Below are 19,846 nucleotides of genomic sequence, written 5' to 3' on the forward strand. Positions count from 1 at the left end.
CGAACAGGTGTCGGCAATGTACTGGTCATCTTCACCTCTTTACCCCACCATCTCCCATGGCGCACCGCCCGGAATCCGGCCACAAGCCGCAACAGGGCCACACCCCAGGAGAGTTGATGAGTTCGATCGGACTTCCTTCGCTTGACCCGGCCATGTCGCTGGCCGACTTGGTGGAAGCGCAGGTCCGTCGCACCCCCGACCGCACCGCACTGGTCGACGGCGACCACCGCCGCACCTACCGCGAACTCTGGTCCGAGGTGCAGGAGCTGGCCGCCGCCCTGGCCGGCGCCGGGGTGACCTCCGGCACCCTGGTCGGCGTCTGCCTGCCCCGCACCCCCGGCCTGGTGGCCGCCGTACTGGCGGTGCTGCGGGCCGGCGGCGCCTACGTGCCACTGGACCCGGCCTACCCGCGCGACCGGCTGGAGCTGGTGATCGGCGACGCACAGGCCCCCGTGGTGATCACCGACCACGCCCACGAACACCTGCTGGCCGGCGCCGGGGCCAAACTGCTCCACCTCGAGGACCCCCGCCCCGCCGGGGAACCGCCCGCCTTCCCGCCCGCCGGGCCGGGCGCGCTGGCCAACGTGCTGTACACCTCCGGCTCCACCGGCCGCCCCAAGGGCGTCGCCGTCACCCAGCACGGCGTCAACGCCCTGCTGCGCTGGGCCGCCGGACTGCTCGGCCCCGAGGACGTCGCCGGGGTGCTGTTCGGCACCTCGATCTGCTTCGACCTCTCGGTGTACGAGATCTTCCTGCCGCTGTCCGTCGGCGGCACGGTCATCCTCGCCCAGAACGTCCTCGCGCTGCCCGAACTGCCCGCCCGCGACGCGGTGACCCTGGTCAACACCGTGCCCAGCGCGATGGGCGCGCTGCTGCGCGGCGGCCGCGGCCTGCCCCCCGGCGTCCGGGTGGTGAACACCGCCGGGGAACCGATGTCCCGCCGGCTCGCCGACCAGGTCTACGCCCAGCCGCAGGTCGAGCGGCTGTACAACCTGTACGGACCGACCGAGGACACCGTCTACTCCACCTGGTGGCTGGTCGGCCGCGACCAGGACTTCGAACCGCTGCTCGGACACTTCCTGCCCGGCACCACCGGGCTCATCCTCGACGAGCACCGCCGGCCCGTCCCGGCCGGCACCGTCGGCGAGCTCTACCTGGCCGGCGACGGCCTGGCCCGCGGCTACCACGGCCGCCCCGACCTCACCGAGCAGAGCTTCGTCACCCTCCACGGCGAGCGCCACTACCGCACCGGCGACCTGGTCCGGCTGCGGCCCGACGGCAACCTCGAGACCCACGGCCGCACCGACCACCAGGTCAAGGTCCGCGGCTTCCGGGTCGAACTCGCCGAGATCGAGGCCGTGCTGTCCGGCCACCCCGGCGTCCAGGCCGCCGTCGCCGTGGTCCAGCGCGACGAGGCCGGCGACTACCTCGCCGCCTTCGTCCAGCCCGACCAGGGCGCCCGCCCCACCGTCGCCGCCCTGCGCGAGCGCTGCGCCGCCGCCCTGCCCGGCTACATGGTGCCCGCCGCCGTCGAGGTGCTGGAGCGCTTCCCGCTCACCCCCAACGGCAAGGCCGACCGCCGGGCGATGCCGCTCGCCGCCCGCACCCGCACCGCGAGCGACGTCTACGTGGCCCCCAGGAACCCGGCCGAGACCCGGATCGCCGAACTGTGGAGCTCCGTGCTCGGCGTGCCGCAGGTCGGCGTCCACGACGTCTTCCTCGACCTCGGCGGCCACTCGCTGCTCGCCCTGTCGGTCCTCGCCCGGATCGAGCGCGAGTACGGCGTCCGGGTGCCGCTCGGCGAGTTCTTCGCCGCCCCGACCGTCGCCGCGCTCGCCGTCCGGACCGCCCAGGGCGCCGCCACCGGCCCGGCGGTCGAACCGCCCCGCCGCGAACCCGCACTGCCCGCCCTCGCCACCTCCTTCCAGCGCGAACTGTGGCTGCACGAGGCGATGGCGCCCGGCACCGCCGTCTACAACGTCCCGCTGCGGATCCGCGCCACCGGCGCCCTCGACCCGCAGCGGCTCGGCCGGGCCCTGACCGAACTGGTACGGCGCCACGAGGTCCTGCGCACCGCCCTGACCGGCCACGGCGAGCAGCTCACCGCCGAGGTCCGCCCCGCCTACCCGGTGGACGTCCCGGTGCTCGACCTGCCCGGCGCCGACGAGGACCGGATCGACACCGCGCTGCGCGCCGAGGCCGCCCGCCCGATCGACCTCGCCCAGGGCCGGATGCTGCGCGCCGCGGCCCTGCGGATCGGCGAACGCCACCACGAACTGCTGATCACCGTGCACCACGCCGCCATCGACGGCTGGGCCAACGGCGTCCTGCTGGACGAACTCGGCCGCGCCTACCGCGGCGAGGCCCGCGACCCGGAACTCCAGCTCTCCGACGTGGCCCGCTGGCAGTGGCAGGTCATCGAGGCGGGCCGCCCCGAGGCCGAACGCTGGGCCGGCCGCCTCGCCGGACTCGACACCGACCAGCACCTGCCCGGCGACCGCCCGCACCCCGATCCGCACGACCTGACCGGCCTGCGCACCGCCCGCCGCCTCGACCCCGCCCTGCTGCGCACCGTCGAGCGCTGGGGCGCCGAGGAGGGCGCCAGCCTGTACATGACGCTGCTGGCCGCGCTCGGCGCCGTCGTGCACCGCTACACCGGGCGCACCGACGTGGCGGTGCTCACCCCGTTCGCGGTCCGGCCGCTGCCCGAACTGGAGCAGGTGCTCGGCCCGTTGACCAACACCGTGGCGCTGCGCCTCGACGTCCGCGGCACCGACACCTTCCGCGAACTGGTCCGCACGGTGCGGCCGGTGGTGCTGGACGCCGCCGACCACTGCGGCCACCCGGCCGGCGAACAGGTCCGGTACGCCGGGGCGCCGCGCGGGGTGACCGCCACCCCGTTCGGCCAGATCATGCTCGCGGTGCAGAACCACCCCGCCGCCGTCGCCGAACTCGACGACCTGCGGCTCGACTTCGTCGCCGAGGTGTGCAACGGCACGGCCAAGAGCGACCTGTCGCTGTTCCTGGAGTTCCCCGCCGACGGACCGCTGCTGTCCGCCGAGTACCGCACCGGCCGCTACGACGAGGCCTCCGTGCTGGCCGCCGTCGACCACCTGCTCACCCTGGTCGCCCACGCCGTCGCCGAACCCGACCGGCCGATCGCCGAACTCGCCCTGCTCACCGAGGCGGAGCGCACGGCCACCACCGCCCGCGGCGCCGAGCGGGAGCCGGCGGCCGACACCCTGCCGCAGCTGGTCGCCGCCCAGGCCGCCCGCACCCCGGACGCGACAGCCGTCTCGGCCGCCGACGGAGAACTCAGCTACGCCGAACTCGACACCGCCGCCGACCGGCTGGCCCGGCTGCTGCGGGCCCGCGGCGCCCGGCCCGGCACCCTGGTCGCGGTCGCCGTCCGGCGCGGCCGGGCCCTGCCGCTCGCCCTGCTCGGCGTCCTGCGCAGCGGCGCGGCCTACCTGCCGCTCGACCCCGACCAGCCGGTGGCCCGCAACCGGGCGGTGCTCGCCGACTCCGGCGCGCTGCTGCTGGTCGGCGAACGGGCGGGCGCGGACGAGGAACTGTTCGCCGGCCGGGACGGCCTGGTCCTGGTGGACGGCGACGAGGACGCCGATGCCCCCGGCGCCCCGGACGCCCCCGGCGCCGCCGTGCCCGCCGCCGGCCCCGAGGACCCCGCCTACCTGCTCTACACCTCGGGCTCCACCGGCACCCCCAAGGGCGTGTCGGTCCCGCACCGGGCGATCGTCAACTTCCTGCGCTCGATGGCCCGCGAACCCGGCGTCTCGGCCCGGGACGTGGTCGCCGCGGTCACCACCGTCACCTTCGACATCGCCGGCCTCGAGCTGTGGCTGCCCCTGGTCACCGGCGCCCGGGTGGAGATCGCCGACCGGGCGACCGCCACCGACGGCCACGCCCTGGCGGCCTGGCTGGAGCGCCGCGGCGTGACGGTGCTGCAGGCCACCCCCGCCACCTGGCGGCTGCTGCTGGAGGCCGACTGGCCCGGCCGGGCCGGCCTGCTCGCGCTGTGCGGCGGCGAGGCGCTCACCGCCGACCTCGCCCGGGCCCTGGTCCGGCGCTCGCGCGAACTGTGGAACCTGTACGGCCCGACCGAGACCACCGTCTGGTCGACCGCCCAGCGGATCGACGCCGAACTCGCCGCCCGCGGCGGGGTGATGCCGCTCGGCGAGCCGATCGACAACACCCGGCTGCACCTGCTGGACGCGGCCGGCCGGCCGGTCCCCGTCAACGGCCTCGGCGAGCTGTGCATCGCCGGCGCCGGGGTGGCACTCGGCTACCACGGCCGCCCCGAGCTGACCGCCGACCGGTTCGTCCCCGAGCCCGGCGGCCCCGCCGGCGCCCTGATGTACCGCACCGGAGACCTCGCCTGCCGCCGCCGCGACGGCCGGCTGGACTACCACGGCCGGGCCGACCGGCAGGTCAAGCTGCGCGGCTTCCGGATCGAGCTCGGCGAGATCGAGGCCCAGCTGACCGGCCTGCCCGGGGTCGCCGACGCGGCGGTGACCCTCCGGGAGTCGGGCGCCGGGCCGGTCCTGGTCGCGCACGCCGTCACCGACGGCCGCACCGGCGAGCAGCTGCGCGCCGACCTCGCCACCCGGCTGCCCGACCACCTGGTGCCCGCCGTCGTGATGGTGCTGGACGCCCTGCCGACCACCCCGTCCGGGAAGATCGACCGCGCCGCGCTGCCCGACCCGGAGTTCGGCGGCGCGGGGGCGCCCCCCGAGGGCGAGTGCGAGGAACTGCTCGCCGAACTCTGGCAGGAGGTCCTCGGGGTGGACACGGTCGCCCGCGGCGACGACTTCTTCGCCCTCGGCGGCCACTCGCTGCTCGCCACCCGGCTGGTCGCCCGGGTCCGCGACATCCTCGGCATCGACCTGCCGCTGCGCACCGTCTTCGAGGCCCGCACGCTGACCGTGCTGGCCCGGCGGATCGAGGACATCCTGCTCGGCGAGGTCGACGCCGAGCTCGGCACCACAGGACACACGGGGGAGACACGATGACCATCGAGGAGACCACCGGGGCACCCGGCCCGGCACCCGCCGCGCCCCCCGGCCGCCAGGAACTGCTGCGCAGACGCCTGGCCCAGGCCCGCGCCCGGGCCGCCGGGCCCGCCGTCGGCGCCATCACCCCGCGCCCGGCGGGGACGGCCGCACCGCTGTCCTTCGCGCAGCGCCGGATGTGGTTCCTGGCGCAGTACGAACCGGACAGCGCCGCCTACCACATACCGCTCACCCTGCGGATCACCGGAGAGCCCGACCCGGCCGCGCTCGCCGCCGCACTGACCGACGTGGTCCGCCGGCACGAGGTGCTGCGCACCGGCTACCCGTCCCGCGACGGCCAGGTGCTGACCGAGGTCCACGACGCCGAACGCTTCGCCCTCGCCACCGTCGACCTGCCGGCCGCCGAGGTCGAGGCCTGGCTGGCGGCCGAGGCCACCCACCCGTTCGACCTGGCGGCCGGTCTGCCGCTGCGCGCCACCCTGCTGCGCACCCCGGACGGTTCGGTGCTCAGCCTGGTCGTGCACCACATCGCCGCCGACGGCTGGTCCATCGGGGTCCTCTGGGACGAGCTGGCACAGGCGTACGCCGCCCGGCTGGCCGGCCGCGCCCCCGAACTGCCCGCCCTGCCCGTCCAGTACGCCGACGTCGCGCACTGGCAGCAGACCGCGCAGACCGAGGAGCTCGCCCGGCAGCAGACCTGGTGGCAGGAGCGGCTGCGCGGCGCCACCGCGACCGTCACCGTGCCGGCCGACCGGCCGCGGCCCGCCGTGGCCGGCACCCGCGGGGAGCGGATCGCCGTCGAGCTCGGCGCCGAGCGCTCCCGCCGCATCCGGGCGCTCGCCGAACAGACCGGCACCACCGTCTACATGGTGCTGCTGGCCGCGCTGCAGACCGTCCTGTCCCGCTACACCGGCGCCGAGGACGTGGTGGTCGGCAGCCCGGTCGCGGGCCGCACCCGCAGCGAGACCGAGCCGCTGGTCGGCTGCTTCGTCAACACCCTGGCGATGCGCACCGACCTGTCCGGCGACCCCACCGTCCGGGAACTGCTGGAACGGGTCAAGGACGTCACCCTCGGCGCCTTCGCCCGCCAGGACCTGCCCTTCGAGCGGCTGATCGACGCCCTCGGACTGGAACGCGAACTCGCCCACACCCCGCTGTTCCAGGTCATGCTCAACGTGCAGAACCAGGCCGCCGCCCGGCCCGCGCTGCCCGGCGTCGACGTCGAGTGGCTGGACATCGGCACCGGCACCGCCAAGTTCGACCTGTCGCTGGTGGTGGTCGACACCGGCGCCGAACTCACCGGCGACCTGCTCTGGCGCAGCGAGCTCTACGAGGAGCAGACCGTCCGCCGCGTCCTCGGCCACCTGACCACCGTGCTCGACGCGATGGCCGCCGGCCCCGACCGGCCGCTGGCCGGGCTGCCGCTGCTCACCGCGGCCGAACAGCGCCTGCTCACCGCCTGGGACGACACCGCGCGCGACTGGGACCTCACCGGCACCTTGCACGGCCTGATCGAGGAACAGGCCCGCCGCACCCCGCAGGCACCCGCCGTCCGCGGCGCCGACGGCGTCCTCAGCTACGCCGAACTCGACGCCCGCGCCGACGAGCTGGCCCACCGCCTGGTGGCGCTCGGCGTCGGCCCGGACCGGCCGGTCGGCCTGTTCGCCGAACGCTCCGCCGCCCTGGTCGTCGGCATGCTCGGCATCCTCAAGGCCGGCGGCGGCTACCTGCCGCTGGACCCGCTCTACCCGGACGGACGGATCCGCGCCCTGCTGGAGACCGCCGGCGCCGCCGCCGTGGTCACCACCGCCGACCTGGCCGCCCGGATCGACGGCGCGGCGCCCACCGCCGTGCTGCCCGGCCTCGACGCCGCGCCCGCCGCGCCCGCCGGGCCGCCCGCTGTCGAGGTCCGCCCCGAGCACCTGTGCTACCTGCTCTTCACCTCCGGCTCCACCGGTGCGCCCAAGGCCGTCGCCGTCGAGCACCGCAACTACCGCAACTACCTGCACGGCCTGCGCGAGCGGATCGGCCTCGGGCCCGGCGCCGACCCGTGGAACTGGGCGCTGGTCTCCACCTTCGCCGCCGACCTCGGCACCACCAACGTGTTCGCCGCGCTCACCACCGGCGGCTGCCTGCACCTGCTCACCCGCGACCAGGCCACCGACCCGGACGCCTTCGCCGCCTACCTGGCCGCCCACCCGATCGACGCGGTCAAGCTGGTGCCCAGCCACCTGGAGGGCCTCGCCGCGCACGGCGACCGGCTCGCCGACGTCCTACCCGGCCGGCTGCTGATCTGCGCGGGGGAGCCGCTGCGCCCCGACCTGGTGGCCCGGATCCGCTCCGCCCGGCCCGGGCTGACCCTGCACAACCACTACGGCCCGACCGAGACCACCGTCTCGATGCTCGGCGCGCCCGTCCCCGCCGAGCTCGGCGACGCCGCGAGCGCCCCGCTCGGCCGGCCGTTCGGCAACGTCGGCGCGCATGTGCTGGACGCCCGGCGACGCCCGGTGCCGGTCGGCGTGCCCGGCGAACTGTACGTCACCGGCGGGGGCGTGGCCCGCGGCTACCACGGCCGGGCCGACCTCACCGCCGAACGCTTCCCGGAGCTGCCGCAGGGCCGCGCCTACCGCACCGGCGACCTGGTCCGCCGCCGCCCCGACGGTGCGATCGAGTTCCTCGGCCGGGCCGACCACCAGGTCAAGATCCGCGGCTTCCGGGTCGAGACCGGCGAGGTGGAGGCCGAACTGACGGCCCGCCCGGAGATCCGCGAAGCCGTGGTGGTCACCCGCGGCGAGGGCGCCGCCCGCACCCTGGCCGGGTACGTGGTGCCCGCCGCCGGACCGGTCGACCCCTCCGCACTGCGGGCCGCGCTGCGCACCCGGCTGCCCGACTACATGGTGCCCGCCGCCCTCGTGGTGCTGGACGCCCTCCCGCTCACCGGCAACGGCAAGGTCGACCGCGCCGCGCTGCCCGAACCGGCCGCCGCCCAGCAGCCGTCCGGCGGCGCCGAACCCGCCACCGAGAACGAACACCGGGTCGCCGGCGCCTACCGCCAGGTACTGGGCCTCGACGCGGTCGCCGCCGACGACGACTTCTTCGCCCTGGGCGGCGACTCGTTCAGCGCGGTGCACACCGTCCGCCTGCTGGGCGACGGCCTCTCGGTGATCGACCTGTTCCAGCACCCCACCGTGCGCGAACTCGCCGCCCTGCTCGACGCCCGCGCCGCCGGCACCGGCCAGGACGGCCCGCGCAGCCTGCTGCACCGGCTCACCCGGTCCGCCGCGCCGGCCACCCTGACGGTGGTCTGCGTCCCGTACGGGGGCGGCAGCCCGGTCACCTTCCAGCCGCTGGCCGACGCCCTGCCGGCCGGCCACCGGCTGTACGCCGTCGAACTGCCCGGCCACGACCCGAGCCGTCCGGACGACCCGCTGGTCGACCTCGACACCCTGGCCGACCTGCTGGCCGGGCAGATCGCCGAGCAGATCGACGGACCGGTGCTGCTCTACGGCCACTGCCTCGGCGGCGCGCTGGCCACCGCACTGGGCTCCCGGGTGGAGGCGGCCGGCGGCGACCTGCGCGGCGTGGTCCTCGGCGGCACCTTCCCGGCCGCCCGGCTGCCCGGCCGGTTCGCCGAGTGGGTGGCCAAGCGGCTGCCCGGCGACCGGATGCTCTCCAACCGCGCCTACCTCGACTTCCTGCGCGCGATGGGCGGCTTCACCGACGTCTACGACGCGGCCGAACAGGACTTCCTGGTCCGCGCGCTGCGCCACGACGTACGGCAGGCGGAGGACTTCTACACCCGGGCGTACGGCGAGCAGCGCCCGGCCCCGATCGAGGCGCCGATCCTGTGCGTGGTCGGCGAGAAGGACCGCGCCACCCTGCTCTACCAGGAGCGGTACGCCGAGTGGGAGCACTTCGGCGAGCGGGTCGGCCTGGCGGTGATCCCGCGCGCCGGGCATTACTTCCTCAAGCACCAGGCGGCCGAACTGGCCCGGGTGCTGGCCGACTGGACGGACGCGCCGCCGGCCCGGGAGCAGCGGCCGCCGGCCGCCGCGGCGGCCCGCCCCGACCTGGGCACCTTCGCCAAGGTCGCGATCGGCCAGTTCGTGTCGATGATCGGCACCGCGCTGTCCACCTTCGCGCTCGGCGTCTGGGTCTACCAACGGACCGGCTCCGCCTTCGACTTCGCGATGATCTCGGTGGTGGCGGTGCTGCCCGCGGTGCTGCTGCTGCCGATCGCCGGCGCGGTGGCGGACCGGGCCGACCGCCGCAAGATCATGATCGTCACCGACACCGTCGCGGCGGCCGGCATGCTCTCGCTCGGCGTCCTGCTGTGGACCGGCGGACTCCAGCTCTGGCACGTGTACGTGGTCGCCTGCCTCGGCTCGGCCTGCACCGCCTTCCAGCGCCCCGCCTACCTGGCCGCGATCACCCAGCTGGTCCCCAAACGCTACCTCGGCCAGGCCAACGGGCTCACCCAACTCGGCGCCGGCGCCGGGGACATGATGGCGGTCCTGGCCGGCGGCGTGCTGGTCTCGCTGATCGGCCTGCACGGCGTGGTGCTGTTCGACATGGCCACCTTCCTGACCGGGGTGAGCGCACTGCTGCTGGTGCGCTTCCCGGACGCGATGTTCGAGAAGCGCGAGGAGCCGCTGCTGCGCGAGGTGGTGAGCGGCTGGCGGTACATCGTCCGACGGCACAGCCTGGTCGCCATGGTGGCCTTCTTCGTGGTGTTCAACTACCTCTTCGCGGTCGCCACCGTGCTGGTCACCCCGATGGTGCTGGCCTTCGGCTCGTCGGTGCGGCTCGGCGTGGTGACCGCCGTCGGCGGCGTCGGCGCGATGACCGGCGCCCTGGTGATGGCGCTGTGGGGCGGCACCCGGCGCCGGGCGGTCGGCATGATCGGCTTCACCTCGGTGGTCGGCGTGGCCGCCGTCCTGGCCGGACTGCGCCCGCAGCCGGTGGTCGTCGCCTGCGGCCTGTTCGTCCTCTGGGCCGCCCTGATGATCCTCAACTCGCACTGGATGGCGCTGATCCAGACCAAGGTCGGGATGGAGCTCCAGGGCCGGGTGCTGGCCACCAACCAGATGCTGGCGATGTCGATGATGCCGCTCGGCTTCCTCACCGCCGGCCCGGTCTCCGACCACGTCTTCGAACCGCTGATGCGGCCCGGCGGCGCCCTCGCCGACTCGCTCGGCCCGGTGCTCGGCACCGGCCCCGGCCGCGGCGCGGGACTGCTGATGGTCCTGGTCGGCCTCGCGCTCGCGGTCTGGGGCCTGCTGGGCCTGGCCTACCGGCCGCTCCGGCTGATCGAGGACCTGCTGCCGGACGCGGTGCCGGACCCGGAGATCGGCGACAAGGACGCCATCCAGGCCGAGGCGGACCGCCTGCTGGAGGCCGCCCGCCGCGGCCCGGCCGCCGCGGCCGCGCCGGTGCCCGCCCGGGCGGCGGCGGAGCCGGAGCCCGTACCGGCGGGGGCGGGCGGCCGGAGCGGCTGACCGGCCGACGGGTCCCACCCGGGGCCGCCGTCCCGCCCTCGCGCCGGACGGCGGCCCCGGCCGCACCCGGGGCCGGCCCCCGAGCGGGCGCCGGCCCCGTCCGGGCTCCCACCGCCCGCCCTGACCTGCCGTCGGTTCCGCCGGCCCGGCCCGTCCGACGCCTCCGCGGGCAGGAGCTAGGCCGCTCCGCCCGGCTCCCCGGTGGTGCGGCGCAGCAGGTACGAGTCCATGATCCAGCCCTTGCGCTCCCGGGCCTGCTCACGCAGTTCGCGGATCCGCGGCGCGGCCTCGGCGAGCGGGCCGGCGGCCAGGATCTCGTCCGGGGTGCCGAGGTAGGCGCCGTAGAAGATCTCCAGGCCCTCGGGGTCGATCGTGGCGAACGCCGCGCGTCCGTCCAGCATCACCACCACGTCGTCGACGTCGGCGGGGAAGCCCTCCGCGAGGCGGCGCCCGGTGGTGATCTGGACCGGGCGGCCGACCCGGGTCAGCGTGGTGCGGTGCCGGGCGGCGAGCGCCGAGATGCTGCTGATGCCCGGGATCACCTCGTACTCGAAGACGGCGGTGCCGCGCGCCAGGACCTCGTCCACCACCGCGATCACACTGTCGTACAGGCTGGGGTCGCCCCAGACCAGGAACGCGGCGGTCTCGTCGGGGCCGAGGTGTTCGGCGATCAGCCGCTCGACCAGGTCGGCGCGGCGGTGGCGCCAGTCGTCCACGGCGGCGGTGTACGCCGGGGTGGTGCGGTCCCGCTCCGCGTCCGGGACGCCGACCACCCGGTGGCCGGGCTTGGCGTGCTCGGCCAGGATCCGCCGGCGCAGCCGGATCATGTCCTGGCGTTCCTCGTTCTTGTCGAGGATGAAGAAGACGTCGGTGCGCCCGAGCGCCTTGGCCGCCTGGAGGGTCAGGTGGTCGGGGTCGCCCGCGCCGATTCCGATGACGAGGATGTGCTGCATGCCAGCGATTGTGCCGTGCGGCCCGGCCGCCCGGGCCGCCGGGGGACCGGGTGCGCCCGCGGCCCCGCGGCTCAGTGCAGGTGGTCGCGCCAGTCCTCGGGCACCCGGCCGGCCGGGCCGGGGGTGGGCTGGGAGCCCGGGTGCGCGGCGGGCCCGGACAGCTCGGGACCGTCGTAGTACTCCTCGGTCTCGACGTTCCACAGCCAGCTCTCGCCGGGCTCGAAACTGGCGAGGAACGGGTGTCCGGACTCGCGTGCGTGCCGGGTGCCGTGCTGGGACGGCGAGGAGTCGCAGCAGCCGACCTGGCCGCACTCGGCGCACCGCCGCAGGTGCAGCCACCAGCCCGGGCCGTCACCGGCCAGGCACTGCGCGCAGCCCGCGCCGCTCGGCGCTGCGGCGGGGTTGATCCCCGGGATCCGTTCGTCGGCCATCCGGTGCCTCCCTGGTCCGCCTGGAGCCCCCGTGGCAGCCTACGACCGGGAGCCCGCGCCCGCACCGCCGGGCCGCCGGGGTGGGGGCGGGGGCAGGGGAAGGGCGTACGGCGCGCTACCGGCCGCCCCGGCGGTGCTCGCCGAGCAGCGCCGCACCGGCCACCACCGCGACCGCGCCCGCCGCCAGGAACCCGCCGCGCGAACGCCACGACAGCACCGACCAGCAGGACTGGGCGGACAGCACCGATCCGGCGCTCAGCCAGGACCCGGCCGAGAGCACCGACAGCGCGGACCCGATCGAGGCGACCGACAGCGCACTGCCCACCGACCCGACGGAGAGCACCGAACCGGTCGACCCGATCGAGAGCACCGAACCCACCGAGCCGATCGACAGCACGGAGTCCTTGGACCACAGCGACAGCGGAGAGTCAGCGAGCTTGGACATGCCCCGATCGTACGGCGCGCGGGCCCGGCACACGCCCCATCCGCGGTGACGCGCGGGCCGCGGGCGCCCGTACGCGGGGGCGGGTGCGGGCGCTTCGTTCCGGCTCTCCCGTGCGGTGCGGCCCGCGGCGGCGCAGAGTTGAGACCAGGAGCCGGAGGCGGACGCCGGGAGACGGCGGTGCCACGGCCCAGGCACCGCGCGGGATCCTGTCCGTCCCGGGCCCGCCCCGGGCGGATGCGTGGCCTGGACGCGGGCACCGCGCAGCTCCGCGGTGGTACGCGTCCGGATCGCCACGGTCCGGCGGTGCCAGTGGGGTCACCGCCGCCGTCCGAGGGAGGCACACCATGATCGCAACATCGCTGGCAGGTGACTATCCCCTGCTCAACCTGTTCTGGACCATCGCGGAGATCTTCCTCTGGGTGCTGTGGATCTTCCTGCTGATCCGGGTCCTCGACGATGTGTTCCGTGACGACTCGCTCAGCGGCGGCGCCAAGGCGGGTTGGGCGATCCTGGTCGTCCTGCTGCCGTTCCTGGGCATCTTCATCTACCTCATCGTCAGGGGAAAGGGCATGGGCGAGCGCAGCCTCAAGCAGGCCCAGAAGCAGGAGGAGCAACTCCGCAGCTACATCAGGGAAACCGCCGGATCGGCACCCGGCGCGGAAGGCGGAACGGGCGGAACAGGCGGCCATGTCGAGGAGTTGGCCAAACTCGCCGAACTCAAGAACCGCGGCGACATCACGGAAGAGGAATACCAGCAAGCCAAGGCCAAGGTTCTTTCCTGAACCCGGTGCCCCGGCCGCCGGAGCGGCCGGGGCGTGGCCGACCGCGTTCCGGTGCGACACGACGCATTGGTTCCAAGAACCCGGAAGAAAGAACTCCCACCCAACCCCCGCCCCGCGCCCCGCTGCCCACCCTGCCGCCCACCCCGGTCGCGCGGGGGCACCGGCACGGATGGCCGGAAACCGCCGCCGTGAACGGCCGATGACGGTCTGTCAGTAAGTGATCATTCCTTGCTAGACATGTAATCGATCACGCCAACCGCGTGAAGATCGATTCACGATCACCGTCACTCCGATCGCCACCACACCGATCGGACGTCCCGGGGAGACCCATGCGCGCCATACGCCCGCTCCGCAACCTCACCCGCATCACCCGTCTCGTCCCCAGGCTGGCCCTCGCGTTCGTCGCGGCCGCCGCCCTGCTGCTGGCCGACCTGGCCGTCGCGCCCGCCCAGGCCGGCGCCGCCGGCCTCGACAACACCTGGGCCTGCAGCGTCCCGGCCGGCTACACCTACGACCAGGTCCAGCAGACCCGCCAGTGCAGCGGCGGTTCCAGCTGGACCTCGACCGTCTTCCACCTGCGCACCCCCGCCGACGGCGTGATGTCCTGCACCCCGGTCGACGGTTTCGTCTACGACTACGTCTCGCTCGGCAGCGCCTGCGCCCAGATCGGCCCGCAGGCGGCGAGCTACCGGCTGCGCACCGCCGTCGACGGCATGATGGCCTGTACGGTCAAGCCCGGCTGGACCTACGACCTGATCAGCTACGGCTCCGCGTGCAGCCAGAACGCCGGGGTCCCGTCCACCACGTACCGCATCAAGCAGCCGGTGAACGGCCTGTGGGCCTGCTTCGCCCCCTCGGGCTGGACGACCACGGCCTCGATGAGCACCTTCGACTGCAGCTACACCAGCGGGGTGCCGTCCACCAAGTACCGCCTCGCGGGCTGACGTCCCGTCCGGTCCCGTCCCCGTGCCGCGCGTTCACGCGACCGGTGCGGGGGCGGGCCGGGCCGGTCGGCGGGTGCGCCGGCGGACCTCCGCGGAGCGGTGCCAGATCCGCTCGCGCACCGACTGCGGCAGGTCGCGTCCGGTGTCCTCGGCCAGGATCTCGCGGCGGGCCACCACCGCGCTGGACACCATCGACCGGTAGCGCCGGAAGGTCTGCACCTCGCCGGGGGCGTCGCACCCCTCGCCGAGGAACGTGTAGTCCATCTCGTACGGGCCGCGGTCGCCGAGCCGGGCCGCGTCCACGGCCCACTCGCGCAGCGCCCGCGGCGAGGCCGACACCGTGACCAGCCCGCCGCGCCGCAGCACCGTACTGCCGTCGTCGCCCTCGCGCCGGAACTGCGCGCGCACCCGTTCGTCCCAGCCGCCCGGGTCGGCGAGTGCCAGGTCCAGGCCGTGGGTCCGCCACCGGACGGTGCCCGCCGGCGGCGAGGTGAGCGGCAGGGCGCGCCGCAGCGCGCGGGCCGCGCCGTCGGCCAGCGGGGTCAGCCCGCGCGGCACCAGCACGACGGGATCGCTCGCCTCCCCTTCGAACGGGGTGGGGTCCAGGAACGGCCGGTCGATCACCACCAGGGTCCCGGGATGCCGCTCGTACGACAGCCCCCACAGCAGCCTGGCCAGCAACTGCGCACCGGGCCGGTCCGACAGCAGGTGCCAGGTCCCGTGGTAGTGGTTGGTGGCGAACCGCGCCGTCGTACCGGGCCGCAGCCCGAGCACCGTGTACTCCCGGCCGTCGAGCCGCAGCACCCGCCGGTGCAGCTTCAATCCGTCCACGGCCGTCGCCGCGCTGCCGGGGCGCTGCCGGGCGGCCGCCCGTCCGATACCGCTGCTGATGATGCCGTCCCTCCCGTGGACCGTTCGCCACCGCCCGCAGCACTGTGCCGCGGGCGTGGCCGGAAGCCGATCCTGGCCCCTCACCCGCCCCCGGGTCACCCGGTTTTTCCCGGACCCGCCCCGCCGGCGGCCCGGGCGTCAGCTCCGGTCGACCTCGGCGCGCAGGCTGTTGTACTCGGCGAACGCCGCTTCGACGCCGACCCGGGTCAGGCCGTAGCGCGCGAGGTCGTAGCTGTGCGCGCGGGTGCCCTTCGGACGGGCGGTGACCTGGGGGAGCCGGGCCGCGGTGTCACGCGTCCAGCGGGCGCCGATGGCTTCGTAGAGCCTGGGCGCGCCGCCGGCCGGGTCGGACCCGAGCCAGGAGTAGGGAACGTCCACCAGTGCCTCGGAGGGGATCCCGGCCCGGGCCGCCAGGCCCCGTGTCATGGCGCGACCCAGCACCTCCAGCCAGGTGGCGCCGATTCCGTGCAGGTCGAGGGGGCGGACGGTGATGGCCATGCTGTGCTCGACCAGGCTGCAGAAGGACGCCACGACGGTGACCGGGTCGCGGTGCGTCCACACGACGGTGGCATCCGGGAAGACCGCGCGCAGGGCGTCCAGGTTCTCCAGGTGCATGGGTGACTTGAGCACCCAGCGGCGGCGGGGGCGACCGTACTGGAGCACCTGGAAGACCTGCTTGAGGTACCGGTAGTCGGCGACGAAGTCCCGTTCGTGGTGCCGGGCCGGGAAGCCCGCGATGCGGACCTGGGACAGCGGCATGACGGTGTGCGGGAGGGCGAAGGTGCACTCGTCGGGGCCCTCGGGGTCGAGCGGGTGGATGCCGCGGAAGTCCGGGGCGAACAGGTCGATCGCGCCGATCATCCGGCGTGCGGCGGTGACCGCCTTCGCCCGGTCGGCGGTGCTCGGCTCCAGGTCGGGGGTGAGCAGTTCCCACAGCAGGGGGCAGCGGTGCTCGGCCGCGAGGGACAGTACGCCGTGGGTCAGCGTGGTGGCGGTGCGCGGCAGGCCCACCACGAACACCGGGCGCTCGATGGGCTCCTGCTCGATCGCGGGGTGCTGGGACAGCAGTGCGCGGATCCGGGCCCGGTTGCGGAGCTGCCTGCGGACGTGGGCCTGTCCGGACGCCCAGCCGACCGGGGTGAGGCCGGCGTCCTTCGACCAGTCGCGCAGCAGCAGCCGGAAGTCGTCGGCGAACGGTCGGTCGCCGACGGCCTGCGGGGTCGCCGCGATGATCCGGTCGAAGACCCGGTCGGGGCTGCGCCGCGAGCCGAAGCCCGGCCGGAGCAGCAGATTGGCCACGGTGAGGGCGAGTGGGGTGGCAGGCAAGGGTGTGTTCCTTCAGCAGCGGGGGGAGGGGCATGGCGCCATCCCGCGATCCGGTCCAACCTGGAAACTACCGAGCAGTAGGGACAGCCAGGTTAGACCCGAACCGCGCGTACATGTCAATGGATCTGCACGGGAAATCACCCGGATTCCCGCCGTGTCCGAGGCCGGCTCCGGCCGCGCGCCCACCCTCTTTTCCGCGATCCTACGATCCGGTAGCGTGCCCTCCTGGCACACGAGGAGAGCTGGTCGCCACCCCACACGTGAGAGTCAACTGACAGTCCCACAGCGGTAGTTCACCTCGAAGAATGCGGTGTCGCAGCCTCGCTCGGCCGCCCCCACGACGAACTCCGATCCCTGATGTCCGGCCCCCACGCACCGGACCGGAGCAACCGCAGCCTCAGGATTCGGTACGGGCGGACGATCGCGGTCGTCACCCCTCGGGACAGCTCGAACCGGATGGAGCGCCATGCGCCAGATCTGCGGGCGGGGATTCCTCGTGCCCGGGCGAAGACGGACCGGCGGAGCCGCCGGGAGCGGCCTGCCGCACCCCGGCGTTGCTGCCGTTCACCTGCGCCCAGGGCGGTACTGACCGGCCCGACGGACGCGATGCCGACCCCGCCGTGCGGCCGGGGCTCGTCGGCGTGCCCACCGCCGTCCGCGGTCCGCCGTGCGCACCGACCGGCAGGCCGCGGGCCGGACCCGAGTGCCGAACCGTCGAGCCGCGCGGCCCGCCCCAGGTGTGCTCCCGTACCCCCCCACGAAGTTCCCCCAACGGAGTTGACCGTGACGACAGCCGACACGACAGCCGACACCCTGGCGGCCGGGGGCCCCGCAGCGGCGGCCGCCCCGGCTGCCGGCTGCGAGCGCGGCGCCACCGTGTGGCTGACCGGGCTGCCCAGCGCCGGCAAGACCACCCTCGCCCTCGCGCTGGCCGAGCGGCTGCGCGCCGAGGGCCACAGGGTCGAGGTCCTGGACGGCGACGAGATCCGCGAGTTCCTCTCCAAGGGCCTCGGCTTCACCCGCGAGGACCGCCACACCAACGTCACCCGGATCGGCTTCGTCGCCGAGAAGCTGGCGTCCAACGGCGTGAAGGTGCTGGCCCCGGTGATCGCCCCGTTCGCCGACTCCCGCGCCGCGGTGCGCGAGCGGCACGCCGCCAACGGCACCGAGTTCCTGGAGATCCACGTCGCCACCCCCCTCGAGCTGTGCTCGGAGCGCGACGTCAAGGGCCTGTACGCCAGGCAGGCCGCCGGCGAGATCTCCGGTCTCACCGGCGTCGACGACCCGTACGAGGCCCCGGCCGACCCGGAGCTGCGCATCCAGACCCGCGGCCGGACGGTCGCGGAGTCCGCCGCCGATCTGCACGCCTTCCTGACCGAGAGGGGCCTCGCATGACCACCGCCACCCAGGGCCTGGTCGCCACCGACGGCAACCCGTACGCGCTGTCGCACCTGGACGCCCTGGAGGCGGAGTCGGTGCACATCTTCCGCGAGGTGGCGGGCGAGTTCGAGCGGCCGGTGATCCTGTTCTCCGGCGGCAAGGACTCCATCGTCATGCTGCACCTGGCGCTGAAGGCCTTCGCCCCGGCGCAGGTCCCCTTCTCGCTGCTGCACGTGGACACCGGCCACAACTTCCCCGAGGTCATCGCCTACCGCGACCGCGTGGTGGCCGAGCACGGCCTGCGGCTGCACGTCGCGCACGTGCAGGACTTCATCGACGACGGCCGGCTGCGCGAGCGCCCGGACGGCACCCGCAACCCGCTGCAGACCGTGCCGCTGCTGGACGCCATCGACTCCCACAGGTTCGACGCGGTGTTCGGCGGCGGCCGCCGCGACGAGGAGAAGGCCCGCGCCAAGGAGCGCGTCTTCTCGCTGCGCGACGAGTTCGGCGCCTGGGACCCGCGCCGCCAGCGGCCCGAGCTTTGGTCGCTGTACAACGGCCGGCACGCGGTCGGCGAGCACGTGCGGGTCTTCCCGCTGTCCAACTGGACCGAGCTGGACGTCTGGCAGTACATCGAGCGCGAGAACATCGAGCTCCCGGAGATCTACTACGCCCACGAGCGGGACGTCTTCGCCCGCGACGGGATGTGGCTGACCGCCGGCGCCTGGGGCGGCCCCAAGGAGCACGAGAGGGTCGAGACGCGGCTGATCCGCTACCGCACGGTCGGCGACATGTCCTGCACCGGCGCCGTCGACTCGGACGCCGCCACCATCGCCGACGTCATCACCGAGATCGCCGCCAGCCGCCTCACCGAACGCGGCGCCACCCGGGCCGACGACAAACTCTCCGAAGCCGCCATGGAAGACCGCAAGCGCGAGGGGTACTTCTAGACATGAGCACCACCATCGAGACCAGCGCCACCTCGCTGCTGCGCTTCGCCACCGCCGGCTCCGTCGACGACGGCAAGTCCACCCTGGTCGGCCGACTGCTGCACGACTCCAAGTCGGTCCTCGCGGACCAGCTGGAGGCCGTCGCACACGCCTCCCGCCGCCGCGGCCAGCAGGCCCCCGACCTGGCACTGCTCACCGACGGCCTGCGCGCCGAGCGCGAGCAGGGCATCACCATCGACGTCGCCTACCGCTACTTCGCCACCGCACGGCGCCGGTTCATCCTCGCCGACACCCCCGGCCACGTGCAGTACACCCGCAACATGGTCACCGGCGCCTCCACCGCCGAACTCGCCGTCGTCCTCGTCGACGCCCGCAACGGCGTCGTCGAACAGACCCGCCGCCACGCCGCCGTCGCCGCCCTGCTGCGGGTGCCGCACGTGGTCCTCGCCGTCAACAAGATGGACCTGGTGGAGTACGCGGAGCCGGTCTTCGCCGCCATCGCCGCCGAGTTCACCGCCTACGCCGCCTCCCTGGGCGTCAAGGACGTGGTGGCCGTGCCGATCTCCGCGCTGGCCGGCGACAACGTCGTCGAACCGTCCGCCCACATGGACTGGTACGGCGGCCCCACCCTGCTGGAGCACCTGGAGACCGTCCCGGTCGGCACCGACCCGAGCGTCGAACCGGCCCGCTTCCCGGTCCAGTACGTCATCCGCCCGCAGACCGAGGACAACCCCGACTACCGCGGCTACGCCGGCCAACTCGCCTCCGGCGTCCTGCGGGTCGGCGACCCGGTCACCGTGCTGCCCTCCGGCCACACCACCACGATCGCCGCCATCGACGCCCTCGGCACCGGGACCGACATCGCCTGGGCCCCCCAGTCCGTCACCGTCCGCCTCACCGACGACATCGACATCTCCCGCGGCGACCTCATCGCCGCCGGACCCGCCCCGACCCCCACCAAGGACATCGAGGCCACCGTCGCCCACCTGAACGAGCGCCCGCTGACCGTCGGCGCGAAGGTGCTGCTCAAGCACACCACCCGCACCGTCCGCGCACTCGTCAAGGAAATCTCCTACCGCATCGACATCGACACCCTCGAACAGCGCACCGACACCGACGCACTCACCGTCAACGACATCGGCCACGTGGTGCTGCGCACCGCCGAGCCGCTGGCCCTGGACGACTACCGCGCCAACCGCCGGACCGGATCGTTCCT

12 protein-coding genes are annotated in these 19,846 nt (G+C 74.6%); 7 read left to right on the forward strand and 5 right to left on the reverse strand.

All coding sequences use genetic code 11. The features are described from left to right. Nucleotides 1-116 precede the first annotated feature (116 nt). Together AC2TEW_RS24075 and AC2TEW_RS24080 are read left to right on the forward strand one after the other, a co-directional pair. Nucleotides 117-5,030, forward strand: a complete 4,914-nt coding sequence (locus AC2TEW_RS24075; protein ID WP_484625416.1) for a non-ribosomal peptide synthetase — start codon at nt 117-119, stop codon at nt 5,028-5,030. After that, nucleotides 5,027-10,528 carry a non-ribosomal peptide synthetase gene (locus AC2TEW_RS24080; RefSeq protein ID WP_484625417.1) on the forward strand — a complete coding sequence of 1,834 codons (5,502 nt, stop codon included), beginning with the start codon at nt 5,027-5,029 and terminating at the stop codon, nt 10,526-10,528. Before AC2TEW_RS24075 ends, AC2TEW_RS24080 begins: the two co-directional genes overlap by 4 nt. A 176-nt stretch (nt 10,529-10,704) precedes the next feature. Here the strand turns inward: AC2TEW_RS24080 and cobF are convergent, their stop codons facing one another. The 3 genes from cobF to AC2TEW_RS24095 form a co-directional block, all read right to left on the reverse strand. Beyond that, a complete protein-coding gene (gene cobF, locus AC2TEW_RS24085) occupies nt 10,705-11,481 on the reverse strand; it encodes a precorrin-6A synthase (deacetylating) (RefSeq protein ID WP_484625418.1) in 777 nt (258 codons plus the stop codon). A gap of 71 nt (nt 11,482-11,552) precedes the next feature. Then, a complete protein-coding gene (locus tag AC2TEW_RS24090; RefSeq protein WP_484625419.1) occupies nt 11,553-11,912 on the reverse strand; it encodes a UBP-type zinc finger domain-containing protein in 360 nt (119 codons plus the stop codon). Between the two features lie 115 nt (nt 11,913-12,027). Then, complete coding sequence (locus AC2TEW_RS24095; protein WP_484625420.1) at nt 12,028-12,357, reverse strand: hypothetical protein; 330 nt, start codon at nt 12,355-12,357, stop codon at nt 12,028-12,030. 344 nt (nt 12,358-12,701) lie between these two features. Here AC2TEW_RS24095 and AC2TEW_RS24100 point away from each other — a divergent pair, with 344 nt between their 5' ends. Further along, on the forward strand, nt 12,702-13,139 hold the full coding sequence (locus tag AC2TEW_RS24100; RefSeq protein WP_484625421.1) for an SHOCT domain-containing protein: 438 nt from the start codon (nt 12,702-12,704) through the stop codon (nt 13,137-13,139). Between the two features lie 329 nt (nt 13,140-13,468). Next, nucleotides 13,469-14,083, forward strand: coding sequence for a hypothetical protein (locus AC2TEW_RS24105; RefSeq protein ID WP_484625422.1), 615 nt, complete (start codon nt 13,469-13,471; stop codon nt 14,081-14,083). 33 nt (nt 14,084-14,116) lie between these two features. Here the strand turns inward: AC2TEW_RS24105 and AC2TEW_RS24110 are convergent, their stop codons facing one another. Together AC2TEW_RS24110 and AC2TEW_RS24115 are read right to left on the reverse strand one after the other, a co-directional pair. Then, on the reverse strand, nt 14,117-14,914 hold the full coding sequence (locus tag AC2TEW_RS24110; protein ID WP_484625423.1) for a hypothetical protein: 798 nt from the start codon (nt 14,912-14,914) through the stop codon (nt 14,117-14,119). 198 nt (nt 14,915-15,112) lie between these two features. Further along, nucleotides 15,113-16,300 (reverse strand): sulfotransferase family protein, encoded by a 1,188-nt coding sequence (locus AC2TEW_RS24115; protein ID WP_484625424.1) that lies wholly within the window; start codon nt 16,298-16,300, stop codon nt 15,113-15,115. Between the two features lie 813 nt (nt 16,301-17,113). Between AC2TEW_RS24115 and cysC the strand changes: the two genes are divergently transcribed. The 3 genes from cysC to AC2TEW_RS24130 all read left to right on the forward strand — a co-directional run. After that, nucleotides 17,114-17,695 (forward strand): adenylyl-sulfate kinase, encoded by a 582-nt coding sequence (cysC, locus tag AC2TEW_RS24120; protein WP_484625433.1) that lies wholly within the window; start codon nt 17,114-17,116, stop codon nt 17,693-17,695. After that, complete coding sequence (cysD, locus tag AC2TEW_RS24125) at nt 17,692-18,630, forward strand: sulfate adenylyltransferase subunit CysD (RefSeq protein ID WP_484625425.1); 939 nt, start codon at nt 17,692-17,694, stop codon at nt 18,628-18,630. The genes cysC and cysD overlap by 4 nt, the downstream gene beginning before the upstream one ends. A gap of 2 nt (nt 18,631-18,632) precedes the next feature. Continuing rightward, on the forward strand, nt 18,633-19,846 hold a 1,214-nt coding region (locus tag AC2TEW_RS24130), incomplete at its 3' end, for a sulfate adenylyltransferase subunit 1 (protein ID WP_484625426.1).

This window comes from Kitasatospora sp. NEAU-CNBT7 (assembly GCF_057220535.1).